The following is a 25529-nucleotide window of genomic DNA, read 5'->3' as shown; positions in this document are numbered from 1 at the left end:
GACATGCGCAAGCCTCGCAAGACCGCTGTCGTGGCCGTCCTCCTCAGCGCCATCGGCTTCCTCGGCGCCGGCACCGCCTACGCCGACGGGCACGGACACGGACACGGAAAGAAGCAGGGACACGAGCACAAGCAGGGACACGGGCACAAGAAGGGGCACAAGCACGGCCACGGAAAGAAGAGCGAGGGCAAAGAGGGCAAGACGCTCCTCATCAGCCAGAGCACCACATGCACGACGATCGAGGAGAACGTCGACGTGCAGGGCCAGTTCGGGTACCAGAACGGCCGGGAGGGCAACCGGTACAACGGCGAGGGCTCGCCGGGCACGCAGATCACCCGCATCGGCTCGACCCAGGGCTGCAACAACACCGTCGTCCTCGGCAAGTAGCTCACCCGGGGCCCGGCGCCGGACGGCCCTGACACGGGGTTGACCAGGGCCGGCCGCCGAGGGTCGAGGATCCGGGTCTGCGGGTGGCGGGGGCCAGGCCGGTGGGCGGCGGTGGGGAAAGCGGGTGTCGGGGGTGCGAATACCGGCAGGGCACCAGTCGAGAGGCCCCGGACCGATCATGGTCCGGGGCCTTTGGCATCCCCCCGCGCCGATCGGCCTCTCCTACCCCCCACGCCGCACGACAGCCTCGGACCTCTCGACCCAGTCGAGGTACCAACCAGCGAATCCCGCCTCTCCGAGGGGGCTGAACCTTCCGTCGCCCGCACCTTCGTCAAGCCACATCCGGCCCCGCTGCGGACCGGACACGACCAGCCAGTCGAAGTATCCGCACCCTTCGTGGCTGAGGCACACAGCACCGGACGAGAACCAGTCGAACAGCCTCTCGTCCTCCGCCAGCCACCCGCGATACGCCTCACGGAACGCTGCTTCATCCTCGAAGTCGGACTCGACCGGCTCCTTGCGCTCGTGTTCGGCCTGGGCACGCGCGCTCTCCTCCCCACCCGGAAAAGGGAAGCGCAGTCGCTCGTGGACGGTACCGCCGCCCGGGTCGCTCCAGAGCCAACCGGCAGATGTACGACCCAGCACGGCGAGTCCATATCCCGGCCCCGCACCGCCGGCACCGACTTCGAGGAGGAAGCCCCGGTAGTCCACGGGCAGCGAGACGCCCCACTGCGCCTCCGCCTCGGCAACCTCCGCCTCCGCCAACGGGTCGGCAAGCCGGAAGTGATGCCCCGTTCCGCCGTACTTGCCCCATGCGCCGAAGACTTCCCGCTCCTTGTCAGCGCGCCTCAGAGCCTCCACCCGCTCACGGACACCGCTCCAGCTCACGCAATACCCGCCACTTACCGTCCCAGCCGAGCGGCCAGAAACACCGCCGCCACGGAGGGGCGGACCGCGTACGTCGCGCCCGTACCCCCCTCGGGGGCCTCCCACCAGGAGAACGGATAGCGCCGCCCGCTGTTGCCGTGTGCCTTGCTCATCCCGGACAGTACGCCTGCGACACGGCGCGCCGGATCGACGTCGTTCGACCCGCCCAGGGCCTGGTCCACCAGCTCCGTACAGTGGATCTCTCGGCCGGGGTTACGCAGCAGGTACTCGAACACCTGCAGGGCCTGTGGCGCCAGCTCGGTCAGGAACACCGCCGCGCGCTCAAGGTCCTCGGGCCCCCACTCCGGGCCGTGGTGTCCCTCTTCGCCAGAGTGCTTCGCCCAGCGCGGATCAGCCTCGATCAGATACACCGTCATATCCGCCTTCACTCATAGGAACAGGTCACTACCCTGCCAGGCTCAACTGTTCGGCGCCCAGAGGAGTACTACTTCCTCGGCGCACCGCACGAACGAGACGGAGAACCAGTCGTGGCGGACGAGGAGTTCACCCAGGCACTGGACGCGGTCCTGCACGACCTGCGGGCGCAGTGTGCCGTACGGCCGCGGCTGCGTGAGGACGAGGAGTACGGGCTCGTGCTGCACGCGCCCGACGGCAGCGGGCAGGGACTGGTGGTTCCGCCGCCGCGTCTCACCCCCGCCGAACGGCTCGCCGACCTCGCGGAGCAGGTGCAGGAGTGGGCGGTGGAGGCGTTGTGGGCGCAGGGTGCGCCCGCGGTCTGGCCGCACTGTCCCGACCACCCTGACGGGCATCCGCTGGAGGCCGGGGTCGTCGACGGGGCGGCCGTGTGGGCCTGCCCGAAGAGCGGGGCAGTGTTCGCGCGGGTTGGCGGGCTGAAGGGTGACGCCCTTGGCGGTCGGCCGCGGAGACGTGGTGCTCGGGAGCGATGAGGCGGGGGCTGGTGTGGTGGGGGTTGCCTGTGTGGCGAGCAGGAGAGGCACCCTCCACCAGGCGCACACTGGAAACACAGGGGAATGCCTCGTGAGCCGGACGTGGAGGTGGGCCATGAGCACCCTCGAAGAACACGTGGATGTCGGAGTCCCGATCGACCGGGCCTGGGACGGCCTGCACCCGGTGGAGAACTATCCCCGCTTCCTGGCGGGCGTACGCGGAGCCCGTACCGAGGCGGGCGGGCGGGCGCGGCTGGATGTCGAGGCCGGGGGGCGGGCCCGGGAGTTCGAGGCCGAGGTGTCGGACCGGGCGGGGGAACGCGTGCTGGAGTGGCGGACCACGGGCGACCCCCGGCTGGCGGGTTCCTTCTCGCTGCTGGCCATCGACCAGGGCCACACCCGGGTCCAGGCACGGGTCGAGTACGACCCGGGCACGGTCCGGGAGGCCTTCGGCGGGCCCAAGGGGTTCGCCCAGGCGAACGCGATCGAGCGGCTGGTCCGGGGTGACCTCGAGCAGTTCAAGGAGTACGTCGAGCAGGGGCGGTGAGAGGGAAGGGACGGGACCGCCGGGGCTGCACAAGCCCGTCGGCCCCGCCCGCACCCTCAGGGCTTGCGCCCCACCCCGCAGTACGCGTCGACCGCGGCCGTCGCCGGATCCGCCGGGCCGAAGGCGTCGGGGCGCCACTCGGGTACCTGGACGATGCCGGGGTCGACCAGGTCGAGGCCGTCGAAGAACGCGGCGATCTCGCCGATGCTGCGGACGTGGTACGGCACGGCGCCGCTCGCGTTGTAGGCCTCCGACGCGGCGATCATGCCCTCGCTCGTGGCCGTGCTGTCGCTGATCACCAGGTGGCTGCCCGAGGGGAGGCCGGCCAGGAGGCGGCGTACCAGGTCGAGGGCCTGGTCGTGGTCGGCGACATGGCCGAGCGTGTTGAGGATCATCAGGGCGACCGGGCGGGAGAGGTCGAGCGTGCCCGCGGCGGCCTCCAGGACCACCTCGGGGTCGTACAGGTCGGCGTCCAGGTACGTCGTCATGCCCTCGGGGGTGCTGGTGAGCAGGGCGCTCGCGTGGGCCAGCACGATGGGGTCGTTGTCGACGTACACGATCCGCGCGTCCGGCGCCACGCGCTGGGCCACCTGGTGCGTGTTGTCGGCGGTCGGCAGTCCGGTGCCGATGTCCAGGAACTGCCGTATGCCCGCCTCACCGGCCAGGTGGCGTACGGCGCGGCCCAGGAAGTGGCGGCTGGTCACGGCCACGTCGACCAGGCCGGGGAAGATCTCCTTGATCTCGTCGCCGATCCGCCGGTCGACCTCGTAGTGGTCCTTGCCGCCGACGAAGTAGTTCCAGAAGCGGGCCGAGTGCGGCTTGGAGGTGTCGATCCGGGCCCGCGTCCGCTCGGCGGCGCTGGTGGGGACGGCGGGGTCGGGGTCGGGCACGGGGGGCCTCCGGGGGATGGGACGGGACGGGTCGGGTCGCCGGCGTGGTCAAATCATCAACCAACCTAGTGAACTCCCGTGGTGTATACGGGAGTTACCGAAGAAGCGCCTCACGCACCGTGAAGTTTTGGCCACCCCGCCCTCATTCCCGTGACGACCGGGCCGAAAGGCCGGTGGGAACCACTCCCCTCTCGGCCGATCGGGGCGGGCGCTGCAATCCCGCCAGCGTCAGCGTCACCGTGATCGACGCGGCAGCCATGACGGTCATCCCCGTGGCGGGCGAGGTCAGTTGGGCCACCGTTCCCGCGAGGGCCGCGGCCACGCCCTGCATGGTGAGCATCCCGGAGGACCGCAGTCCGAGGGCGTGGCCCGCCAGGTCGTCGGGCGTGAGGGACATCAGACGTTCCAGCTGGACCAGGCTCGCGGCGAACCCGACGTTGGAGAGGCACACGGCCAGGGCCGCCAGCGCCACGCCCGGCCGTAACGCGAAGACCAGGTACGGCGTCGCCAGCAGCAGGAGCAGCGGGGTGGCCAGCCGGGGGCGCAGGGCGGGCGGTACGAAACGGCCGACGACCACGTCACCGACGAACATGCCCAGTGCCCCGGACGCGAACAGCGCGCCGGCGGCGTGCGGGGCGTAGGAGACGTAGAGGGAATCGCAGCCGACGACCAGGCCGTTGGGGATCCACAGGCCCAGGTAGGTGAGGCGGCGTGGCCGCGAGGACCACAGGAAGGCGTTGTTGCGCCAGGTCGCCGTGACCGAGAGGCGGCCCGAGGCGCGGGGCGGGCGGGCGGACAGGCCCAGCCGGTGGCCCAGCGCCTCCACGGCGTACAGCGTCGCCGCGAGGAGCAGGCAGGTGCGCGGGGACAGCAGCGCCAGGAGCGCGCCGCCCGTCGCGAAACCGAGGACCTGCATCAGCCCGGAGGCCATGTTGAACACCGAACGCCCCAGTACGAAGCCGTCCTTGGGGAGGATCTCGTTCAGCAGTCCCCCGGCCACTCCCCCGCCCAGCGACGCGATCAGGCCCTGCAGGAGTACCACGGCGAAGACCGCCCAGACCGGCAGTCCGGGCAGGGCCAGCACCGCCGTGAGGGCCGCGAAGGCGATCCCGGTCCCGGCCAGCGTCGCCCGTGGGGGCAGCCGGTCGGCGCCGGAGAGCAGGAAGGTCGCGCCCAGCACCTGCGCCAGCTGCGGACCGAACATGCTCAGCGCCGCCAGCAGCGGCGAGTCGGTGGCACGGTAGACCAGCGTGGCGAGCGACAGTCCACCGATCGTCAGGGCCGCGTTGAAGGCGGCGTAGGAGAGGAAGAAGGGCGTGAACTCCGGGGTGCGGAACAGCTGTCGGTAACTGCGCATACGGCGGAGTCTCGGGCGGCCGCCGAACGGGCCGTTATTGTTTCGCCACGGCGCGAAAGGTCAGGGGGAGGCTCATGGGCTGGTGGCAGGTCAACGCCGACACGCTCGCCGGAAGCCGGTTCGTGCTCTCCCCGCTCGCCGAGACCTTCGCCGCGCTGAAGCTGCTGCACTCGGCCGCCGCCGCCCACCCCGGCGAACGCGCCTGGCTGGACGCCCATCTACCCGGCTACCGGGACCGCCTGGCCGCCGACCCGGTCACCGCGCGGCTGGTGCGGGCCGGGCTCGGAAAGGACTGGATCGCCGACTTCCTCACCCCGACCCCGAGGGAGGGGGAGACCTTCGCGGACGGCGTGGCACGGGTGCGCGCGGCCGACCCCGGCGCGGCCCGCGCCCACCTCGCCGTCTCCCTCGCGGGGCCCCTGCCCGCCGTACTGGACCGGGACGACCTGCCCGAACGCGCCGCCGCGCTCCTCGCCTACGTCTGGACGGAGGCCGTGAGCCCGGACTGGGACCGGCGCCGACGTGTCCTGGAGGCCGATGTGGTCGCGCGGACCGCGCAGGTGAGCCGGGGCGGCTGGGCGGCGGTACTGGACTCCCTGCGCCCGGGAAGCACGCGCTGGCTCGGCGACAACCGGCTCCAGGTGAACCTGCACGAAAACCCGCCCCGCGAGATCTCCGGCGCCGAACTCGTCTTCGTGCCGGTCACACCGAAGGGCGGCTGGGTGTCCTGGGAGGAGCCCGACCGGTACGCCGTCGTCTACCCGTGCGCGGGAGCGCTCGCCGACCCCGGCGGGCGGACGGTTCCGGCGAGCCTCGGCGCGCTGCTGGGGGCCGCGCGTGCCGCGGTGCTCGTCCTCCTCGACTCCCCGCTCAGCACCACCCAGTTGGTCGCCGTGACCGGGCAGGGGCTGGGCTCGGTCGGCCGCCATCTGCGGGTGCTGCTGGACGCGGGGCTCGTGGAGCGGCGGCGGGCGGGGCGATCGGTGCTGTATTCGCGTACGGCGGCCGGGGAGGTGCTCGTGAAGGCGGCGGGACCGGGCCATGGGCCCGGTACCTACCGGAGCTAGCATCCGCTTATGACTGCTGACACCAACGCATCCCCCCTCGACGTCGAGATCGGCGCCCTCCAGGGCGGCTCCGCGGACCTCTCCCAGTACGCGGGCAAGGCCGTACTCGTCGTCAACGTGGCCTCCAAGTGCGGCCTGACCCCGCAGTACACGGGCCTGGAGAAGCTCCAGGAGCAGTACGCGGAGCGTGGCTTCACCGTGCTCGGCGTGCCCTGCAACCAGTTCCTCGGGCAGGAGCCCGGCAGCGCCGAGGAGATCGCCGAGTTCTGCTCGGCGACGTACGGCGTGACCTTCCCGATGACCGAGAAGGTCGAGGTGAACGGCGAGGACCGGCACCCGCTGTACCAGCGGCTCGTCGGCTTCGCCGACGCCGAGGGGCACAGCGGCGACATCCGCTGGAACTTCGAGAAGTTCCTGATCGGCCGGGACGGCGAGGTCGTCGCCCGCTTCTCGCCGCAGACCGAGCCGGAGGCGGCGGAGGTCGTCGCCGCGATCGAGGGTCAGCTGGCCGGTTGACCTTGCCCCAGGGGCAGGGTCGACCGTTCTCCGCACCGGGCGGAAGAGCCGCCCGGTGACGGAGGATGAGGCCGTGGACGACGAACTGCTCACCATCGGCGCGTTCGCCGCGCGGGCCAGGCTCTCGGCCAAGGCCCTGCGGCTGTACGACCGCCTCGGGCTGCTGGCTCCCGCGCACGTCGACGGGCTCAGCGGCTACCGCTACTACCGCGTCGACCAGATCGAACGCGCCCGCCTCGTGGCTCTCCTGCGCCAGCTGGACATGCCGCTCGCGCGGGTCGCCGAGGTCGTCGAGGCCCCGGACGGGGCCACGGCCGCCGACCGGCTCGCCGTGTACTGGGCGGACGTCGAGGCGCGGGTGGCGGGGCAGCGGACGCTCGCCGAGTACCTCCGTGGACGACTGTCGGGGAGGAGCTCCGAGATGTACGGAAAGTTCGTGGTCGAGACGGTGGACGTGCCCGAGCAGGTGCTGATCACCGAGACCCGGCATGTGCTGGCCGGCGAGCTGCCGGCCTGGATCGGCGCGTCGCTGGGGCGGCTGGAGGAGGGCGCGAAGGACTGCGGCGGCATCACCGCGGCGCCGTTCGTCGTGTACCACTCCGAGGTGTCGATGGAGAGCGACGGGCCCGCCGAGTCGTGCGTGCCGGTGGCGGACGAGGCGGCGGCCCGGGCGTGGGTCGAGAAGCAGGGCCGTACCCATACGACGAAGGTGCGGGTGGAGCCGGCCCAGCGGCTGGCCTACACCCGGATCACCAAGGCCCAGGTGGCCCATCCGCAGATCCTGGCCGCCTTCGAGGCGGTGGAGGAGTGGATTCCGGGGCAGGGGCTGTGGATGGCGGGACCGTGCCGGGAGATCTACTTCGCGGACTGGGACGCGGCGGGAGCCGACGACCCGGTGTGCGACGTGGCGTTCCCGGTGCGGTGACCGGGCGGGAACGGGGAACGGGGAACGGGGAACGGGACGAGGATCGGTCCGGTGACCGGTACCCGGGCGAGGACGGGCTGCGCCGGGGTTCACCCCTGGTGCAGCTCCTCCGGGCAGGGCGTCCCGCGCGGCACGTCGTACGGCGCCGCCAAGCGGTAAGTGCCGGCCTTGGGGGCCACCAGCATCGTCCACCTGTCGCCGAAGGCGTCCTCCTCCGTCTCCATCAGGCAGCCGTTGACGTTGTCGTACGACTTCGGCTCGTCGTCGGGACGCTCCTCGGACTCCTTCGTCTCCTGCGGCGGGTCGAGCTTTTTGCCCTCGGCGTCGACGATGCTCAGCCACGGCGAGTACGGGATGCGGATGAGGACGCGGCCCGGCTTGCTCACCCGCATCGTCATCTCGCCCTGCTCGGCCCGCTCGACGACCGCGTTCGGCTCGGCGAGCGGCGCCGGGGCGGTCACCTTGAACAGCTGCCAGTTGGCGTCGCCCCACACCTGCTTCAGATACGGCATGCCGCGCTGCACCAGCTCGCGCTCCCGCTCCGCCGCCGAGGGGTCCGGTTCGTCGTTGGGCAGCACCACGAAGTGCACGGCCCAGCGCTGGAGCCACTCGCGGTAGTTCGCGGAGTTGAGCGTGCCGTCGTAGAAAAGCGGGTTGCGCTTCATGTCGGCCTGGCGGTTCCAGCCGCGGGCCAGATTGAAGTACGGCGCGAGCGCGGAGGCCTCACGGTGGGAGCGGGCGGGCACGACCTCCACCCGGCCTTTGTCGGCGCCGGCCTCCTGGAGTTCGTTGACCAGCGGCGCCAGCTCACGCGCCCAGGAGGCCTCCGGGGCGGCGTGGATGACGTCGTCGACCGTCTTGTACCCGATCCACCCGGCGAAGGTGAGCAGCGCCAGCACGCCCGCGTACCACTTGCGCGACCGCGGCACCGTGAACGGCAGCGCCGCCACCAGCGTCACCCCGCCGAACAGCATCGCGAGCCGGGTGATGTTCGAGCCGATCTGCGAGCTGACCACCCAGACGAGGATGACCGCGAGGCCGTAGACCACCGACACCAGCCGGACCGTCTTCCACTCCTCGGGGACGATCACGAAGGTCACGACCGCGAGCAGCAGCGGAAGCAGCACCGAGCCGATCACCATCGGCTGGGTTCCGGAGAACGGGAACAGCCACGCGGACACGGCGACGACGGCGGTCGGCGCCAGGCCCAGCGCCCAGGCGCCCGGCCGCCGCTTCTGCAGGAACAGCGCTACCGCCACGAAGCCCACGAACAACCCCGCCACCGGCGACGCCATGGTGGCGAGCGCGGCCAGCGGGGCGGCGCACAGCGCCTTCGCCCACCGCTTGTAGCGCCAGCGGTACGGCCAGCAGAACACGACGGCGACCGCGCCCAGCGCGAACATCGTGCCGAGGCCGAAGGTCACCCGACCGGAGATCGCGTTGGCGATCAGCCCGAAGACACCGGCGAGCGCGCACCACAGCGGATTGCGCACCGACCTGCTGCGCAGCAGCACCAGTGTCAGCAGGGCCGCGGAGATCGTTCCCGCGATCATCATCGTCGTACGGACGCCGAGGACCGACATCAGATACGGCGAGACGACGCTGTACGACACCGGGTGCATCCCGCCGTACCAGGCGAGGTTGTACGCCGAGTCCGGGTGCCGGCCGACGAACTCGGCCCATGCGTCCTGGGCGGCGAGATCGCCGCCGCTGCTTGCGAACGTGAAGAACCAGACGACGTGGAGGAGCCCGGCCAGGGTGGTGATCGACAGCACCGGATGCCGCGACAGCCGCTCACGCAGGGTGAGGGCGGCGGTGGTCAGACGCGACGGCGGTCTGTTCTGAGGACCGCTCGGACGGTCGCCCTGGCGCGGTGCGGGTACGCGTATTCGCGGACCGGCTCCCCGTTCCGGATCGGCGTCGTCGGCGCGTGTCGGCTCCGCAGTGGCCACTTGTGAGGCACTCCCCGTGCTGTCCCGTCTTCTGTTCTGGCCGCGTCCCGTTTCCCGCGTGTTGTCGGCCCTGTCTCCAAGGGTTTCGCGGCCGTGCCTCGTGAGCGACGACCTGCCCGTTTCGTGACGCTAGCACGCAGCCCGCCGACGGGGCTCGTCGGCGGGCTGCGTGCTGGATGCCCTTCGGCCGCCGGCGGGTCAGCCGACGCGGGTCAGCTTGTCCGTGAAGCCCGGTTCCGCGAGGTCCGTCTGGAGGGCCACGGGAACCCTGACCGCGCCGCTCGTGCCGTCGCCGACGGTGAGCGTGCCGACCTTGGTGCCGGCCTTCGCGGTGTGCGGGACGTCGTCGGCGGCGAAGGACAGCTTCACCTTGAGGCCGGACCAGCCGACGGCGGTGACGTCCTGGGTGAGGACGACCGGGGTGCGGCCGCCGAGGCCGTCGTCGACGTATCCGACGACGTCGCCCTTCTTGAGGATCTTCGCCGAGGTCAGGGCGTCCTGGGCGGCCAGCATCGCGGTCTTGCTGACGTCGTTGACGGTCTGGATGATCGGCGACTTGTGCTGGCCGAGGATGGCGCCGACGAGGGTGACGGTCTCGCCGCCGACCTCCTTGCGGGCCGCGAAGAGGAGGTTGCCGCCGGCCGCGGAGGTCGTGCCCGTCTTGATGCCGATGGCGCCGTTGTACGGGACCAGGTAGTTGTAGTTGTAGTGCTTCTTCCCGGAGGGGTCGAACCACTGCCCCATGGACGTGATCTTCATCAGCTCCGGCATCCTGACCAGCTCATGCCCCAGCTTCACCTGGTCCTCGGCGGTCGAGACGGTGGTCTCCTTCAGGCCCGAGGCGTCGGTGTACGTCGTGTTGGTCATGCCGAGTTCCTTGGCGGTGGTGTTCATCTTCTCGATGAACGCCTTCTCGGTACCGGCGTCCCAACGGGCCAGCAGGCGGGCGATGTTGTTCGCGGACGGGATCATGATCGCCGCGATCGCGTCCCGCAGGGTGATGGTCTCGCCCTCCTTGACGGTGTTGAGGGTGGACTCGCCGTCCTGGTCGTAGCCGCCCTCCTTCTCCGCCAGGGCGTCGACCTTGATCTTCTCGCCGTCCTCGCCCGGCTTCAGGGCATGGTCCTTCAGGACGACGTACGCGGTCATGGCCTTGGCGACGGAGCCGATGGCGACCGGTGTCTGCTCGCCGAAGTCGCCCATCGTGCCGATGCCGTTGACGTCCATCCAGCCCTGGCCCTCGCCGGGCCAGGGGAGGGCGGCCTTGCCGCCGTCGAAGGTGTACGACTCCTCGGCGGTGAGGGCGAGGGTGGGGGCGGGCAGGGGGCGGACGGCCTGCGCGATCGCAAAGAGGATCGCGAGGAGCAGGACCAGCGGGGTCCAGATCTTGATCCGCCGGACGAGCGTGCGGACGGGGGTGTCCGGGGGCGGGGGCGTGTTCGTCAGCTCGGCGAGCAGGTCGAGCGGGGGCTTGGGCGGCAGGGGCTGCTGGGTGGTGCGCTCGGGGCCGACCTGAGGGATGGCGGCGGTTGCCTCCGGCGGTGCGGCGGGGGGGTTGGGGGTGGCCGGGGTCTTGGGAGGGTGCTGCCTGATGTCGGGCTTGAGGGCGACGAACTTGCTGGTGCGCTCGGAGGGGGATTCGGATTCGGGCTTGGATTCGGGCTTGGCTTCGGGCTTGGCTTCCGCTTTGGGCTTGGGGGACTTCAGCATGGTGGTGGGGTGGTCGACGGAGGGCTTGGTGGGGCGTACGGCCTTGAAGACGGTGGTCGGCTGATCGACGGCGGCCTCGGCTTCGCCCTCGTCCGATGTGTTCCCACCGGCACCACCCGTGCTGCTTTCGTCGCCGGGTGCGGGGGGCCCCTGTGGGGCGTCCTCGCCGTCGGCGGCCGCGGGTGTGTCGTCGGGGTCGTCTTGGGGTTCGTCGTGGGATTCGTTGGCGCTTGCGTCGTCGGAGGCAGTGACGGACGCAGGGGTGTCGTCGGCGATGGTGTCTTCCGCCGCGTCGGCTCCGGCCTCCGCCGAGCTGTCGGTCCTCGGCGCCGTCCTGGGCGCCTTGCCGTCCACGTCCTCCCCGGTACCGGAGTCGGCGTCCTCGGTCTTCTCAGCGCCCTCCGCCGCGGCAGCCTCGGCACCGTCGGCCTCGTCGCGCGTCTCGGCGGGCTTGGCGCCCTCGTCAGCGCCCGGCGTCTCCTTGTCGCCCTCCTTGTCGCCCTCCGCGTCCCCGGAGGCCACCCATGCCGCCACAGCGGCCCTCAGCCGATCGTCGCCCGGAGCGGCAGCCTCGGTACCCCGGCTCTCGGCACCCTGCGAGCTCTCACTCTCAACCGCGTCGGCGCCGTCGGCCTTCGCGTCGCCGCCGTTCCCGGCCGCCGCACCCGCGTCCTCGGCATCCCCGGCCACCACGTCGGCGCCGTCGGCCTTCGCGTCGCCGCCGTTCCCGGCCGCCGCACCCGCGTCCTCGGCATCCCCGGCATCCCCGGCCGACGCGTCGGCGCTTTCGGCGTCCTCGGCCGACCCGCGCCCCGCGTCCGCGTCCTCGGTCGCCCGGTCCTCTTCCCCGGCGTTCTCGGCCTCGGCCAGTCGCGCGCGTACGGCGGCCAGCTCGTGGCGGGACAGGACCCTGGTCGCCGTGTCCACGCCGCCCCGCGACGTGGTTGCCGTCGGGGCCGGGTTGTCGCGGGTCATCGCCAGTCGGGGGTCGCGCCGCTCCGGCGCGTCGGGGGTCGAGGGGGGTTCGGGGGCGGACTCGGGAACCGGGCCCGTGCTCCCCGACGTCGGTACTGCCGACGACTCGCGCTGCTTCGACCTGTCGGGGGACTCGCCCGCCACCGATGCCTCCTCCATGTGCCACGCACGCCATGCGTGCGGCTGCCGAACCGTGAGCCGTCGCCCGGACACGGCGCCCGTGCGACCCCCCGTGCCGCTGTCCGAACCGTGTACCAGTGTCCTGTGCGCGGCCCTCTGCTGGTGCGGTAGACGAGAACGACATACCTACCGGTTCCCTCACGAACCGGTCACGCACCCTCGACAGACCAATGTGAGAGGGGTCACCCTGTCTTTCATCCACGCGGGGAGGCATGGATGGGCAGGAGCCGCAGAACACTTCCGGAGGAGCTTCTGCTGCTGGCGTTGGACCCGGCCACGGGTACCACCGCACAGCCGCAGTCGCTCGACCTCGGTCTGGCCGGAGCACAGCTAGTGGAGCTGGCGCTGGCCGGACGGATAGCCCCAGACGGGGATCGTATCGCCGTGGTAGCCCCACGGCCGACTGGAGATCCGACACTGGACTGCGCGTTGGAGTTGCTGCGAAGGCGTGGCGCTCCCGTGCGTGCCGTCCACTGGATCGGCGGGCCCCGGCTGGGGCTGCGCCAGACCTACCTCTCGCATCTGGAGCGGTGCGGCATGGTGCATGCCGTGGCGGGTCAGATGTGCGGGGTGTTGCCGACGACTCGTTACCAGGCGACGGACAACGCCATCAGCCGGGAGATCAGGGCCCGGCTGGACTCCGCGATCCGCACCGGCGTACCGCCGGACCCGCGGACCGCGGCGCTCGCCGCCCTGGCACACGCGGTCGGCCTCGGCAAGCACCTGTATCCGGGGAACGAGGGGCGGTCCTCTCGGTCCCGGCTCAGGGATCTGATCAGGCATGACCCCATGGGCGGTCTCGTCGCGCACGCCGTGATGGACGTCCAGAACGGCGTCGCGGCCCAGCCGCGCCGCAGCCCGGCCCCGGCCGGCCGCCAGGCCGCCTCCGGTGGCAGGGCGGCAGCGGAACCCGCCCGTGGCGTTCCGGTGCAGCCGCGCCGCGGATCCATGGCGCGCGTCGTGGCCCACTGAGCCGCGGTACCACGACCCGCAGCACCACCACGGCCGTTCGCCGTTTGCCCGACCAAGCACCACGCACCACGCGCACCACGCACCACCAGCTCGTCTCGCACACCCAGCGCCGCACCGCAGTCCCCGAGACCGGTACGGGAGCCGCTGGTCCGCGCGGGGCGGCGGGACCGTCGTCCGGACGACGACACCGGTCCCGCCGCCCCGCGCGGCCGCATGTGCCGGGGGTCTTCCGAACTGGCGTGTATCCAGCGCATATCCACCGTTTCCCAGCGGTAGTAAGCACCTTGGTGGCAGTCTGCTCAACAGCAGATACACAAAGTGGCAATCACAGGCAGGCAGCCGGAGGTGCACGTCCCGTGGCGTCCAATGTCAATCCCACCGTCAGGCGACGCCGGCTGGGCCAGGAGCTGCGCCGGCTCCGCGAGCTCAAGGGCATGACGGCCGAAGAGGTGGCCGAGCGGCTGCTGGTGTCGCAGTCGAAGATCAGCCGGCTGGAGAACGGACGGCGCAGCATCAGCCAGCGCGACGTCCGCGACCTGTGCGGGGTCTACGAGGTGGAGGACCACCGGATCGTGGACTCGCTGATGCAGATGGCCAAGGACTCGCGGCAGCAGGGGTGGTGGCATTCGTTCGGCGACATCCCGTACAGCGTCTACATCGGGCTGGAGACGGACGCGGCGAGCCTGCGGGTGTACGACCCGCAGGTCGTCCCCGGCCTGTTGCAGACCAAGCAGTACGCGGAGGCACTCATCGCCGGGGCGTTGCCGGAGACCGCGTCCGCCGAGATCGAGAAACGGGTCCAGGTGCGGATGCGCCGACAGGAACGAATCTCCACCGAGGAGAACCCGCTCCGGCTGTGGACCGTCATGGACGAGGCCGCCCTGCGCCGGGTCGTCGGCAACAAGTCCCTCATGCGCGACCAGTTGGAACAGCTCGTCGAGCAGTCCCAGCTGCCCCATGTCACCGTGCAGGTGATCCCCTTCGAGATGGGTGCGCACCCGGGCCTCAACGGGCAGTACGCGATCCTGGAGTTCCCGGACGCGGCCGACTCCAGCGTCGTCTACATCGAGGGCGTCACCAGCGACCTGTACCTGGAGAAGGCGAACGACGTCCAGAAGTACAGCGTCATGTACGAGCACCTGCGGGCGCAGGCCCTGAACGTGGAGCAGTCACGCCAGTTCATCGCGGACATCGCGAAGGAGTACGCGCGCTGAGTTCCGCTCCCGGAGCGCCCGTCCCGGCCGGAGAACGCCGCACGGTACACCTTCCCCAGGCCGGGATGGAAGACTCCACTGGAATATGCACCCAGCCGAGTGAATAGTCGCTTCGTCAGCCGATGTTGGCGAGTAGCGTCGATCACGCCACCCAGCAACAACGTTGGCGTGAATCGCCCCACGGTCCGGTCGTCCGGAGGCGCGGGGCGATGACAGCAACTCGACATCTGGCAATTCGGAGCAAACATGGCAATTCGTCAGGGTTCCACGGACACGTGGACCAAGTCCTCGTACTCCACAGGAAACGGCGCGTGCGTCGAGGTCAAGTCACCGGTCACGGCGGCCATGGCGGTGCGGGACTCCAAGGTTCCCGAGGGCCCGATCCTGGCGTTCCCCGCTGACGCGTGGAACACGTTCGTGGCGTCGGTGAAAGCGTAAGGGGCGGATCTGTCCGGTCCTCATCCGCACACCGACCTCACGATCAACAACTGCACAAGCACCACAGATAGAGCCCTCTCGACCAGCCCGCCGTCCTTGCCGAGGGGGCTCGGCTGTGCCCGCGTCCGGCCCCCTCAGCGCAACTCGGCCACGTACCGGTCCGTTCCCGGCACCGTCGGGACGAACGGCGCCACCAGCTCCACCCGCCCCAGCCCACCGGCGGCCGAGCCGCTCGTGGATGCGGCCTCCACCGCCGTGTCCAGATCGGCGAAGTACTCCTCCCAGCACTCCCTCGGGTCCGCCTCCAGGAACCACAGCAGCGTCAGGCGCGTGTCCGTGCCCTCGACCTGCTTGACGTACGACATGCGGTCGAGCGGGAGGGGTGTGGGCCGGAAGATCGTCACCAGCGCGGCCGGGGAGCCCGCCAGTCGACGCGGGAGGTGACGGGTGCGCAGCCACTCCAGCAGCTCGGCGCGCCGCTCCGGCGACTCGGCGTCGATGACCTCGACCACCAGGCCCGCGTAGGGATGGTCCAGGGCGTGGAAGTCGCGGGGGCCCGCAGCGCCGTCGCGGTACACCGTCGCCTCGTGGTCCTGGAACGCCGTGAAGACATGGGTGCGGTCCTGGTAGACGCGGGCGTCGCGGTTGAGGCGCTTGTTGATGGCGACCGTCCAGCGCATGTGGTCGTCGTAGCGGCCGGCGGTGATCCAGTACGTCGAGATGTAGCAGCCGGCGGTGACCGGCTGGGCTATCGCCGACTTCTCCGGGTAGCGGAGCAGTTGGAGGTCCCTGGTCGCCACCCAGCGGCGGCCGGCGTACATCCAGGGCATGGCCATCGCGCCCGCGTAGTAGTGGTCGTCCTCGTACCAGCGGTTGTAGGCGTACTCATGGCCCGGATGCGGTTCCACCATGGTGATCAGGGCGTGGCCGGGGTGGACTCCGTACGGGCCGACGGCGGCCAGTTCGGCGTACGTCTCACTGCGGGTGTCCTCGCTCATGCCGTTCCCTTCCCTTCCTTCCTCCCTCGGACGCCCATACTCTGACGCTCCGTCAGATAAATCGCCAGAGTCAGAGCTACCGCTCGGAGCGCGAGCCGGCAGTCAGAGCCGGACCCAGGGAGGCCCCATGTCACTGCTCACCGGCAAGACCGTCGTCGTCTCCGGAGTCGGCGCCGGGCTCGGGCACCAGGTCGCGGCGGCGGTCGTGCGGGACGGCGGGAACGCGGTGCTGGGGGCGCGCACGGAGGCGAACCTGGCGAAGAGCGCGGCCGAGGTCGATCCCGACGGGGCGCACACGGCGTACCGGGCGACCGACATCACCGACGAGCGGCAGTGCGAGGCGCTGGCCGGGCTGGCGCGGGAGCGGTTCGGGGGGATCGACGGTGTCATCCATGTCGCCGCCTGGGACTCCTACTTCGGCGGCCTGGAGGACGCCGACTTCGCGACCTGGCAGTCCGTCATCGACGTCAACCTGCTCGGCTCGCTGCGGATGACCCGGGCCTGCCTGCCCGCGCTGAAGGAGGGCGGCGGCTCGGTGGTGTTCATCGGCACGCAGTCCGCCGTGGCCGCCCCGTCCCAGGTGCGCCAGGCCGCCTACGCCGCCTCCAAGGGCGCCCTCACCAGCGCCATGTACTCCCTGGCCCGGGAGCTGGGCCCGCACCGGATCCGGGTCAACACCGTGCTGCCGGGCTGGATGTGGGGGCCGCCGGTGCAGGCGTACGTGCAGTTCACGGCGCTTACCGAGGGGGCGCGGGAGGCGGACGTACTCGAGCGGCTGACCGAGCGGATGGCTCTGCCCGAGCTGGCGACGGACGGGGACGTCGCCGACGCGGCCGTGTTTCTCGCGTCGGACCGGGCCCGGGCGATCACCGGGCAGTCGCTGCTGGTGAACGCGGGGGAACTGATGCGCTGACCGCACTTCTTCGACCCGTTCGGGCTGTTCATGTGAGTGAACACAGGTCACCACTCAGAACTTTTTTACCCTCTGTTGACCTTACGTGCGCTTGTCGTGCCCGCGCCACCCTACCCACCATGGGCAAGCCGTTCACAGGACGGAACCCGGGGAAGGGGTCCCATGAACAGTCTCGACTGGGCCGTGCTCATCGGCTACTTCGGCGTGATGGTGGCGATCGGCGTCTGGTCGCACAAGCGGGTGGACAACGTCAGCGACTTCTTCACCGCGGGCGGCAAGATGCCGTGGTGGCTGTCCGGGATCTCGCATCACATGTCCGGATACAGCGCGGTGATGTTCACCGGGTACGCGGGCATCGCCTACACCTACGGCGTCACGTCCTTCGTCACCTGGTCCTTCCCCATCGCGCTCGGCATCGCCATCGGTTCGAAGCTGTTCGCGCCGCGCATCAACCGGCTGCGTTCACGGCTCCATGTGGCCTCCCCGCTGGAGTACCTGAAGAACCGTTACGACCTGAAGACCCAGCAGGCCCTGGCCTGGTCCGGCATGCTGCTGAAGATCGTCGACGTGGGTGCCAAGTGGGCCGCCATCGCGACCCTGCTGTCGGTGTTCACGGGCGTGTCCCTCAACCAGGGCATCCTGATCACCGGCACCATCACCGCCGTCTACTGCACCATCGGCGGCCTCTGGGCGGACGCGCTCACCGAACTCGGCCAGTTCGTCATCCAGTTCCTCGCCGGCATCGCGATGTTCATCGCGGTCATCATGGAGCTGAACGACCGGGGCATCGGCTTCCTCGGCGCCTGGGACGAGCCGGAGCTGCGGGGCCACGGGGAGCCGCTGGTCGGCCCGTACGGGACCGTGTTCCTCCTCGCCTTCCTCTTCATCAAGCTCTTCGAGTACAACGGCGGCATGCTCAACCAGGCCCAGCGCTACATGGCCACGGCGACCCCGTACGAGGCCGAGCGCTCGGCGCGGCTGTCGGCGCTGCTGTGGCTGGTCTGGCCGCTGGTGCTGTTCTTCCCGATGTGGATGTCGCCGCTGCTGGTCGAGTCGCAGAAGCCGGACGGCTCGGACTCCTACGGCCTGATGACCGAACAGCTGCTCCCGCACGGCCTGTTGGGCCTCGTCATCGTCGGCTTCTTCTCGCACACCATGGCCATGTGCTCCTCCGACGCCAACGCCATCGCCGCCGTGTTCACCCGGGACTGCGCGCCGGTGATCTGGCGCCGGGCGCGGACCTGGAGCGAGGGGCAGGGGCTGCGGGTCGCGCGGATCACGACCGTCGTCTTCCTCGGCCTTTCCATGGCGGCGGCGACGCAGGTCAACTCCCCCACCTTCAAGGACATCATCACGGTCGTGATCAAGTGGGTCGCCGGTCTGATGGGCCCGATGGCGATCCCGATGATGCTGGGCCTGCTGCGGCCGTTCCGCCGCTCCGGCCCCACGGCCGCGCTCACCAGCTGGTCGATGGGGCTGCTCGCCTTCTGGCTGGTCAACTACCCCATCAGCTGGCAGATCGAGGGCGGGGTGCCGCTCCAGTACCAGGTCTCCGTCCCGCTGGCGGTCTCGCTGGTCCTGTACATCCTCATCGGCTACATCAAGCCGGAGGACACCCCGGAGCGGCTCGCGATCGTCGAGCGCATCAACACGGACGACGACGGGTCCGCGGCGGCCGCGGTGCCGGGGCCGGCCGGGGGTGTGGAGGACGCGGTGGGTACGCGGGTGAAGGACTGAGGCCGGGGCCGGGACGGGGGCTGGGACCGAGGTCGGGGGCTGGGACCGAGGTCGGGGACCGGGACCGAGGTCGGGGACCGGGACCGAGGTCGGGGACCGGGACCGAGGTCGGGGACCGGGACCGAGGTCGGGTTCGGGGCCGGGGTCGGGGACCGAGGTGCCCATCCCGCCCGACCCGAGCCGGCGCAGCAGCCGGTGGCGGAAGGCCGGTACGGCCGCTCAGGGCGGGACGGGAGCGTCGTGCCGGAGGCGGGGAGCCGGAAGGCCGTCGAGGAAGTCCATGTTCACCTGCGGGAAGTGCACGCGGGCCCAGGAGCCGTCCGCGAACCCGAGCTCGTAGTTCTTGTTGGACACGTCGTCACGGTTGCGAAGCCACGCGACCTGCCGGACGTCCACGGCCCAACCGGACTCGGCCCGGCCGAGTTCGCCGCTACGGCGGCCCTGCTGGACGTAGACGACCCGCAGCTGCCGGTCGGTCAGGACAACGACCCGCACCACGCCTGTCGTCTTCGAGAGGGGATGCAGCGCCGCCGCGAACTGCCCGGCAAGGCTGTTCCAACCGCCCTTGAGGGGCTTGCCCTTCTTGCGTCCCCAGTCGAACAGGGCGTCAAAGAGGGCGCCGGGGAGATCCATCACCGCCAGGAAGAACCAGAACCAGGCCTTCGCCCCTTCCCAGCGATCGCCGGGCATCCGCAGCCCGCGCAGCACACGGGGCCGACGCCCCCTGCGCGGCTTGGGAACGCGTTTCCCGCGCCGGACCTGCTGGCCGGCGACAAGCCGCTCCCCCGCCGGCAGCACCCGCGCCGCCCTTTCCTCCACGTCCTTCAGCCGCAACGAACGCAGCACCGCGCTCCACTTCCCTCGATCACCTCTGAGCCCGCGGATACAGCTCCAAAGCCCGCGGACACACCGCTAAGCCCGCGGATACCTGGCCAGCCATCCCGGCGACGACCCGGCGGGCCCGTGCAGGGCCGGGCCCTGGGTCATCTCCATGGCGAAGTCGTCGGCGAGTTCGAGGATCGTCGGGCGGCCCTCGAGTTCGGCCAGCCAGGCCGGGGGCAGGGCGGTCTCGCCGTGCAGGGCGCCCAGCAGGCCGCCGGTGAGGGCGCCCGCGGCGGCGGAGGGGCCGTCGTGGTTCACGGCGAGGCAGAGGCCATGGCGGACGTCCTCGCCGACCAGGGCGCAGTACACGGCGGCCGCGAGCAGCCCGTCCGCCGAGCCGTCGGCCGCGAGCTCCTCCACCCGGGCCGGGGTGGGCATGCCCTGCCGTACGGCGCCGAGCGCGTGCTGCAGCGCGTCCGACACGGGTTCGTGACCGGGCCGCAGGGCGAGCAGGGCGCGCGCCCGCTGTACGGCCCCGTCGAGGCTGTCCCCGCCGGCGAGCCCGTGCACGATCACCGCGTACGCGCCCGCCGCCAGATAGGCGACGGGGTGGCCGTGGGTCTGCGTCGCGCACTCCACGGCGAGCTGGACGACGAGCTGCGGTTCCCAGCCGACGAGCAGCCCGAACGGCGCGGACCGGGCGACGGCCTCGGGCCCCAGCTCGGCGACGTTCTTGGGCGACTCCAGCGTGCCCATGGTGTCGTCACCGAGGCCCAGCAGGAGAGCGCGCGTCGGGTCCCGGCGGGCGTACAGCCACTCCTCGCGCGCCAGCCACCCGTCGTCCTTACGGCGCTCGTCGGGCCCCCAGTCGCGCTGCGTGGCGGCCCACCGCAGATAGGCCCGGTGCAGGTCGGTCGGCGGATGCCAGGCGCCGGTGTCGCGCCTCACCTGGGCTCTTATCAGCCCGTCCACGGAGAAGAGGGTCAGCTGCGTGAGATGGCTGACGGCACCGCGCCGCCCGTACCCGAACCCGAAATCGACCAGGCCCTCGGCGCCGTACTGCTCCTGGATCTCCTCCAGCGCGAGCCCGTCGACCGGCGCGCCGAGGGCGTCCCCGACGGCCACGCCCAGCAAGGTGCCGCGCACCCGGCTGCGGAAGTCCTGCTGCTCGGTACGGCCCCAGACGGCGCCGCTTGTCGCACCCATCCAGACCTCCCCGCGTCAGCGACCGTCCGTACGACAGTTCGCCACTGTAATCGACCGGGGACGGTCGGTTCAGGGGGCGGATCGGTATGCGAGGTGTGACCGAAGTGGTCCCGAGTGGTCAGATATCGCCCGTGCCAGGTGCCGGAGGGCGGCCCGGAGCGAGCCGGCTAGCGCGCCACGCGGTAGCGGAGGTAGACGAATCTCGAGTTGAAGGTGCGGGTCTCGACGAGGTCGAGATCCACCCGACGCTCGTGCTGGGGAAAGAACGGAGTGCCGCCGCCGACCAGCACGGGATGGACCATGGCCCGGTACTCGTCGATCAGATCCGACGCGGCCGCCTCGGCGGCGAGAGTCGCGCCGCCGATGGCGATCTCGCCCTCGCCCGGCTCGGCCCGCAACCGCTCGATCTCCTCGGCCAGGCTGCCGGAGGCCAGGCGGGCGTTGCCCTGCACCGCCGAGAGCGTGGTGGAGAACACCACCTTCGGGAGCGGGTTCCAGAGCGAGGCCCACTCGAGCTCCGCCTCGCCGAGCGAGGGATCCTGGTCGGCGGTCTCCCAGTACAGCATCGTCTCGTACAGCCGTCGTCCCAGCAGGTGGACGCCGACCCCTCGAATGTCGTCGATCCAGAAGCGGAAGACGTCCGGGTCGGGCTCCGTCCAGTCGAAGCCGCCGTCCGGCCCGACGATGTAGCCGTCAAGTGAGACGCCCATCGAGTACGTCACGTCGCGCATCAGCAGTCCTCCTCGCCACCGGGTTCGACAGTACGACCGCCGCACGCCGCAGAACTCATCGCGACTCGCGGTCAGAACTCTTCCTGTCGTTCCTGTCCGCCCGCCATACGGCGCTCTGCCAGGCTCACCGCCCACGACGCCAGTGCGAGGCAGACGGACAGGTACACCCACATTCCGGAGGCGCCGCCGGCTGCGAGGAGGAGCCATGAAGAGACGGCGGCGGTCAGCAGCGCCGCGGGCAGCCACTGGCGCCAGGGAGGCAGGTGGCTCATCCGGAAGACCGACCATGCCATCCATGCGAAGACGCACAGGACGGGAAGCCCGAAGACCATGAAGGGCATGTGTACTCCCTGCCATACGGAGCGGGGTTTCAGGACCGAGACCGCTGAAGCTAGCGGCTGGGCCACGGGACCGGTCCCGCGTTCTGCGCTCCCGTTCTGCGCTCCCGTTCTTCCGCTCCGGTTTTCCGCCCCGTGCTCGCCGACGACAAGCGGTGATCCGCGAGCGGCCCAGGGCCGGGGCACGCGGTCCCCAGCCCTGGGCCGTTCCGTCGTCCGGGCGGTCTCAGCCGACGTCGGGGAGCGGCTGAGGCGTGATCGGCGAGTGGCCCTGGAGGCTGCTACCGAGCCGCGGTCGGCCGTCGGGTGACAGCAGGTACGACGTCGGGGTCAGGGTGCGTGCCCCGGTGACCGTGAGGGTGATGTCGGTGCCGAGGAGCGTGGTGAGCGCGCCGCTTCCGCCGTCCTCGCCGAGGGCCGCGACGGTCAGGTCCTTCCTGCCGTCGCCGTTGAGGTCGCCGATCAGCAGCCGGGAGCCGAAGCCGTCGCCGGCCTCGTTGTCGCCGGGGACACCCTCGCTGCCCTGGTCGAAGACCTGGCGGTTGGTGGTCGTGAGCCCGCTGGAGCCGCCGTACATGACGGTCACGTGCCCGGCGTCCGCGACGGTGTCGGTGTCGGTGTCCTCATTGGGGTCGCCGACGGCGAGGTCGTCGTGTCCGTCGCCGTTGATGTCACCCGCGGCGAGTCCGGCGCCGTACCGGTCGTACACGTCGCCGTCACCCGGTGTGTCGAAGTTGTCCTGGGTGAGGGTGTACCTGCCGACGTCGTCCACCGTCCAGGTGGGGTCGGTCTCGGAGACCGGGCGGCCCGGGACGTAGGTGATCTCGCCGCCGTTGCCGCCCTCACGGCCGAGGACGATGTCGCCGTAGCCGTCGTTGTCGAAGTCCCCGAAGACCGAGGAGTAGCCGCCTCTGCCGCCGACCGACATGGGCGACGGGTTGAGGCCGAGCGTGCTCGCGTCACCACCGCTGCGATAGAGCTGGGAGTGGTTGAACAGCAGGTCGTCGGCGCCGTCGCCGGTGACGTCACCGGCGGTGAGGGCGACGACCTCGCCACCCCAGGCATTCAGGTTGCCCAGTGGGTAAGTGCCGCTGTCGGCGCCCTCGTCGGTGATGCCGCCCGCGTACAGCCAGGCCTGGGCGGAGGTGTTGCCGGCGGCCAGGTCGGCCTTGCCGTCGCCGTTGAAGTCTCCCGCGGCGAGGGTCCGCCCGTGGGCGTCCTGGTCGGAGCTCGTCGGGTCGGCGAGGGTGGCGCTGCCCAGCAGGCCGGTCGGTGAACCCCACAGGATCTGGACGATGCCGGCGTCCTGGTCGTCCTCGACGTCCTCGCCCGGGGTGCCGGTGGCCAGGTCGGCGAAGCCGTCGTCGTTGAAGTCGGCGATGGCCACGGCGAATCCGAAGTGGTCACCGGCCTCCACCCGCCCGCCGACGGTCTTGGTGTTCTGGCTGATCGTGACCCGCTCGGCCTGCGTGGCGCCGGCACCGTCCGCGGAACCGTACGCGATGGTGACGGCCCCGGCACCCGCGATGCCGTCGACCGTGGCGTCGGGGGCGGAGGCGGCGAGGTCGACGTAACCGTCGCCGTTGAAGTCCCCGTAACGGCCGGACACCGAGGCGCGATCGCCGGTCGCGGCGAAGGCGCTGCCCGCGACTGCGGGGACCAGCACGCCGCCGGTCAGCGCGGCGATGGCGATGGCGGTCGCGATGCGGTGGTTGCGTCCGGACGTGCGATGTCTGCGTGGAGCGAATGTCACGCGATGTCTCCCAGTGTGAAAACGCGTCTGACCTCAGTTGGTGGTCCGTGGACCTGGCGTGGGGGGGTGGGAGAACGAACGTCGATACAGCTGGTCGTTCGGCCGACTGTCGATCAAGAACAGTCGGCCGAAAGGGTAACCCACAGGATCCGCACAGACATACGAATTCCGGCTGCGGAAGCGGTGGTTCAGCAAGGATCAGCAAGGAATTGCCGGTTGGTTCACGGGGTGTTCGCTACTTCGGGTCCCGGTTGAACAGCGACCTTGACCAGGCGTAGCCGAGCACCGCCAGCCCCACGCACCAGGCCACGGCCAGCCACCCGTTGTGGCCGATCTCGGTGCCGAGCAGCAGCCCGCGCAGCGTCTCGATGGCCGGGGTGAACGGCTGGTACTCGGCGATCGGCTGAAACCAGCCCGGCATCGCGTCGACCGGCACGAACGCGCTGGAGAGGAGCGGCAGGACCATCAGCGGCATGGCGTTGTTGCCGGCCGCCTCCGCGTTCGGGCTGGACAGGCCCATACCGACCGCGATCCAGGTGAGTGCCAGGGAGACGAGCGTCAGCAGCCCGACCGCGAGGATCCATTCGAGGGCGGTCGCGTCCGTGGCCCGGAACCCGATCGCCACGGCGACGGCCCCGACGAGGAGCACGCTCATCACGCACTGCAGCACGCTGCCGACGACGTGCCCGATGAGCACCGACCCACGATGGATCGCCATCGTACGGAAGCGGGCGACGATGCCCTCGGTCATGTCCATGGCCACGGACACCGCGCTGCCGATCGTGGTGCCGCCGATGGTCAGCATCAGGATGCCGGGGAAGAGATACGCGAGGTACTCGGACCGGTCGGCGCCGCCGTCGCCGATGCCGGCGCTCATCACGTCGCCGAAGATGTAGACGAAGAGGAGCAGCAGCACGACCGGCGTGAGCAGCAGGTTGAGGGTGAGCGACGGGTAGCGGCGCACGTGCAGCAGGTTGCGGCGCAGCATGGTGGACGAGTCGCGCAGGGCGAGGGGGATCCGGGTCGGGCGGGCGGGAGCGAGGGGGGTGCTCATCGGGCGGTCTCCTTGGACTGGTTCGGCCGGTCGGTGCCGCCGGTCAGGGCGAAGAACACGTCGTCGAGGTCGGGGGTGTGCACGGTCAGCTCGTCCGCCTCGATGCCGGCCGCGTCCAGCCAGTCGAGGATGGAGCGCAGTTCGCGCTGGCTGCCGTCGCTCGGGATCTGCAGCGCCAGTGCCTCGTCGTCGCCGGCGGCCTCGCGCAGGGCGGCGGCGGCCGACCGGTACACGGCCGGGTCGGAGAAGCGGAGCCGTACGTGCCCGCCGGGGATCATCCGCTTCAGCTCTTCGGCGGTGCCCTCGGCCGCGATCCTGCCGTCGTTCAACACCGCGATACGGTCGGCGAGTTCGTCGGCCTCCTCCAGGTACTGGGTGGTGAGGAAGACGGTGACGCCGTCGGCGACGAGTTCGCGGATGATCCCCCACATGGTGTGGCGGGAGCGCGGGTCGAGGCCGGTGGTCGGCTCGTCGAGGAAGATGATCCGTGGACCGCCGACCAGGGTCATGGCGATGTCGAGGCGGCGCCTCATGCCGCCGGAGTAGCTCTGGGCGGGCTTCTTCGCCGCCTCGGTGAGGTCGAAGCGCTCCAGCAACTCGGCGGTGACCCGCCGCCCCTCACGCCGGGGCAGGTGGTGCAGGTCGGCCATGAGGAGCATGTTCTCCGCGCCGGTGATCAGGCCGTCGACAGCGGAGAACTGCCCGGTGACGCCGATCGCGGCACGCACTCCGTCCGGCGAGATGGCGACGTCATGGCCGGCGACCTGGACCTGACCGGCGTCGGCGCTGATGAGCGTGGACAGGATCTTCACGGCGGTGGTCTTGCCGGCGCCGTTGGGTCCGAGCAGCGCGAACACGGTGCCGGCCGGGATGCGCAGATCGATACCGTCGAGGACGGTCTTGTCGCCGTACGACTTGCGCAGCCCGATGGCGGAGACGGCGGGTGGCGACTGCGGACCGCCGGGCCAACTGGACGTGGACATGACAGAGGAACCCATGGAGCTCTCCCGTT

Annotated in this window: 25 protein-coding genes; 11 read left to right on the top strand and 14 right to left on the bottom strand. The window is 70.9% G+C overall.

The features are described from left to right. The first annotated feature begins 3 nt into the window (after window positions 1-3). On the top strand, window positions 4-387 hold the full coding sequence (locus ACIBAG_RS05975; RefSeq protein WP_399101423.1) for a hypothetical protein: 384 nt from the start codon (window positions 4-6) through the stop codon (window positions 385-387). A gap of 222 nt (window positions 388-609) precedes the next feature. Here the strand turns inward: ACIBAG_RS05975 and ACIBAG_RS05970 are convergent, their stop codons facing one another. After that, complete coding sequence (locus ACIBAG_RS05970; RefSeq protein ID WP_399101421.1) at window positions 610-1275, bottom strand: SMI1/KNR4 family protein; 666 nt, start codon at window positions 1273-1275, stop codon at window positions 610-612. A 14-nt stretch (window positions 1276-1289) separates the two neighbouring features. Beyond that, window positions 1290-1691 carry a DUF6416 domain-containing protein gene (locus tag ACIBAG_RS05965; RefSeq protein ID WP_399101418.1) on the bottom strand — a complete coding sequence of 134 codons (402 nt, stop codon included), beginning with the start codon at window positions 1689-1691 and terminating at the stop codon, window positions 1290-1292. A gap of 111 nt (window positions 1692-1802) precedes the next feature. On the opposite strand from ACIBAG_RS05965, the gene ACIBAG_RS05960 reads away from it, so the two are divergent. Both ACIBAG_RS05960 and ACIBAG_RS05955 read left to right on the top strand, forming a co-directional pair. Then, complete coding sequence (locus ACIBAG_RS05960) at window positions 1803-2222, top strand: hypothetical protein (protein ID WP_399101416.1); 420 nt, start codon at window positions 1803-1805, stop codon at window positions 2220-2222. 115 nt (window positions 2223-2337) lie between these two features. Then, window positions 2338-2769, top strand: coding sequence for an SRPBCC family protein (locus tag ACIBAG_RS05955; RefSeq protein WP_399101414.1), 432 nt, complete (start codon window positions 2338-2340; stop codon window positions 2767-2769). Between the two features lie 56 nt (window positions 2770-2825). On the opposite strand, the gene ACIBAG_RS05950 is transcribed toward ACIBAG_RS05955, so the two are convergent. Further along, on the bottom strand, window positions 2826-3659 hold the full coding sequence (locus ACIBAG_RS05950; RefSeq protein ID WP_399101412.1) for an SAM-dependent methyltransferase: 834 nt from the start codon (window positions 3657-3659) through the stop codon (window positions 2826-2828). A 142-nt stretch (window positions 3660-3801) separates the two neighbouring features. After that, window positions 3802-5016: an MFS transporter gene (locus ACIBAG_RS05945; RefSeq protein WP_399101410.1), complete on the bottom strand. Its 1215-nt coding sequence runs from the start codon at window positions 5014-5016 to the stop codon at window positions 3802-3804. Between the two features lie 74 nt (window positions 5017-5090). Between ACIBAG_RS05945 and ACIBAG_RS05940 the strand changes: the two genes are divergently transcribed. The 3 genes from ACIBAG_RS05940 to ACIBAG_RS05930 are packed head-to-tail and all read left to right on the top strand — an operon-like array spanning window position 5091 to window position 7524. After that, window positions 5091-6083 carry an ArsR family transcriptional regulator gene (locus ACIBAG_RS05940; protein ID WP_399101408.1) on the top strand — a complete coding sequence of 331 codons (993 nt, stop codon included), beginning with the start codon at window positions 5091-5093 and terminating at the stop codon, window positions 6081-6083. Between the two features lie 9 nt (window positions 6084-6092). Then, window positions 6093-6599, top strand: coding sequence for a glutathione peroxidase (locus tag ACIBAG_RS05935; RefSeq protein ID WP_399101406.1), 507 nt, complete (start codon window positions 6093-6095; stop codon window positions 6597-6599). Between the two features lie 55 nt (window positions 6600-6654). Continuing rightward, window positions 6655-7524, top strand: a complete 870-nt coding sequence (locus ACIBAG_RS05930; RefSeq protein ID WP_399101404.1) for a MerR family transcriptional regulator — start codon at window positions 6655-6657, stop codon at window positions 7522-7524. A gap of 89 nt (window positions 7525-7613) precedes the next feature. Here ACIBAG_RS05930 and ACIBAG_RS05925 read toward each other — a convergent pair whose 3' ends face one another. Continuing rightward, window positions 7614-9476 (bottom strand): MFS transporter, encoded by a 1863-nt coding sequence (locus ACIBAG_RS05925; protein ID WP_399101402.1) that lies wholly within the window; start codon window positions 9474-9476, stop codon window positions 7614-7616. A gap of 198 nt (window positions 9477-9674) precedes the next feature. Beyond that, a complete protein-coding gene (locus tag ACIBAG_RS05920) occupies window positions 9675-12320 on the bottom strand; it encodes a serine hydrolase (protein WP_399101400.1) in 2646 nt (881 codons plus the stop codon). Between the two features lie 237 nt (window positions 12321-12557). Between ACIBAG_RS05920 and ACIBAG_RS05915 the strand changes: the two genes are divergently transcribed. The 3 genes from ACIBAG_RS05915 (at window position 12558) to ACIBAG_RS05905 (ending at window position 14965) form a co-directional block, all read left to right on the top strand. Next, the gene (locus tag ACIBAG_RS05915) at window positions 12558-13313 is read left to right on the top strand and encodes a GPP34 family phosphoprotein (protein WP_399101398.1); all 756 of its coding nucleotides are present in this window, start codon (window positions 12558-12560) and stop codon (window positions 13311-13313) included. Window positions 13314-13669: 356 nt separating this feature from the next. Continuing rightward, window positions 13670-14527, top strand: a complete 858-nt coding sequence (locus ACIBAG_RS05910; protein ID WP_399101396.1) for a helix-turn-helix domain-containing protein — start codon at window positions 13670-13672, stop codon at window positions 14525-14527. Between the two features lie 246 nt (window positions 14528-14773). After that, window positions 14774-14965, top strand: a complete 192-nt coding sequence (locus ACIBAG_RS05905; protein WP_031478698.1) for a DUF397 domain-containing protein — start codon at window positions 14774-14776, stop codon at window positions 14963-14965. 134 nt (window positions 14966-15099) lie between these two features. On the opposite strand, the gene ACIBAG_RS05900 is transcribed toward ACIBAG_RS05905, so the two are convergent. Continuing rightward, window positions 15100-15963, bottom strand: coding sequence for a hypothetical protein (locus ACIBAG_RS05900; protein WP_399101393.1), 864 nt, complete (start codon window positions 15961-15963; stop codon window positions 15100-15102). Between the two features lie 127 nt (window positions 15964-16090). Between ACIBAG_RS05900 and ACIBAG_RS05895 the strand changes: the two genes are divergently transcribed. Together ACIBAG_RS05895 and ACIBAG_RS05890 are read left to right on the top strand one after the other, a co-directional pair. Further along, entirely contained in the window at window positions 16091-16876 is a 786-nt protein-coding gene (locus ACIBAG_RS05895; protein ID WP_399101391.1) for an SDR family oxidoreductase, read from the top strand. A gap of 162 nt (window positions 16877-17038) precedes the next feature. Then, the gene (locus tag ACIBAG_RS05890; RefSeq protein ID WP_399101389.1) at window positions 17039-18613 is read left to right on the top strand and encodes a sodium:solute symporter family protein; all 1575 of its coding nucleotides are present in this window, start codon (window positions 17039-17041) and stop codon (window positions 18611-18613) included. Window positions 18614-18832: 219 nt separating this feature from the next. Here the strand turns inward: ACIBAG_RS05890 and ACIBAG_RS05885 are convergent, their stop codons facing one another. The 7 genes from ACIBAG_RS05885 to ACIBAG_RS05855 all read right to left on the bottom strand — a co-directional run bounded on the left by ACIBAG_RS05885 (window position 18833) and on the right by ACIBAG_RS05855 (window position 25515). Beyond that, on the bottom strand, window positions 18833-19459 hold the full coding sequence (locus ACIBAG_RS05885) for a hypothetical protein (protein WP_399101387.1): 627 nt from the start codon (window positions 19457-19459) through the stop codon (window positions 18833-18835). Window positions 19460-19525: 66 nt separating this feature from the next. Continuing rightward, window positions 19526-20641 (bottom strand): ADP-ribosylglycohydrolase family protein, encoded by a 1116-nt coding sequence (locus ACIBAG_RS05880; protein ID WP_399101385.1) that lies wholly within the window; start codon window positions 20639-20641, stop codon window positions 19526-19528. 167 nt (window positions 20642-20808) lie between these two features. Next, complete coding sequence (locus ACIBAG_RS05875) at window positions 20809-21372, bottom strand: dihydrofolate reductase family protein (RefSeq protein ID WP_399101383.1); 564 nt, start codon at window positions 21370-21372, stop codon at window positions 20809-20811. Between the two features lie 71 nt (window positions 21373-21443). Further along, window positions 21444-21713 (bottom strand): hypothetical protein, encoded by a 270-nt coding sequence (locus tag ACIBAG_RS05870; protein WP_399101381.1) that lies wholly within the window; start codon window positions 21711-21713, stop codon window positions 21444-21446. Between the two features lie 223 nt (window positions 21714-21936). Continuing rightward, a complete protein-coding gene (locus ACIBAG_RS05865) occupies window positions 21937-23463 on the bottom strand; it encodes an FG-GAP-like repeat-containing protein (RefSeq protein ID WP_399101379.1) in 1527 nt (508 codons plus the stop codon). A gap of 235 nt (window positions 23464-23698) precedes the next feature. Next, window positions 23699-24517, bottom strand: coding sequence for an ABC transporter permease (locus ACIBAG_RS05860; RefSeq protein WP_399101377.1), 819 nt, complete (start codon window positions 24515-24517; stop codon window positions 23699-23701). Further along, a complete protein-coding gene (locus ACIBAG_RS05855; protein ID WP_399101375.1) occupies window positions 24514-25515 on the bottom strand; it encodes an ATP-binding cassette domain-containing protein in 1002 nt (333 codons plus the stop codon). The genes ACIBAG_RS05860 and ACIBAG_RS05855 overlap by 4 nt, the downstream gene beginning before the upstream one ends. Window positions 25516-25529 lie beyond the last annotated feature (14 nt).

It is taken from the genome of Streptomyces sp. NPDC051243 (assembly GCF_044455405.1).
Classification (GTDB): domain Bacteria; phylum Actinomycetota; class Actinomycetes; order Streptomycetales; family Streptomycetaceae; genus Streptomyces.
The sequence above is the reverse complement of the archived record's forward strand: the minus strand, read 5'-3'. Positions and strand labels throughout refer to the sequence as shown.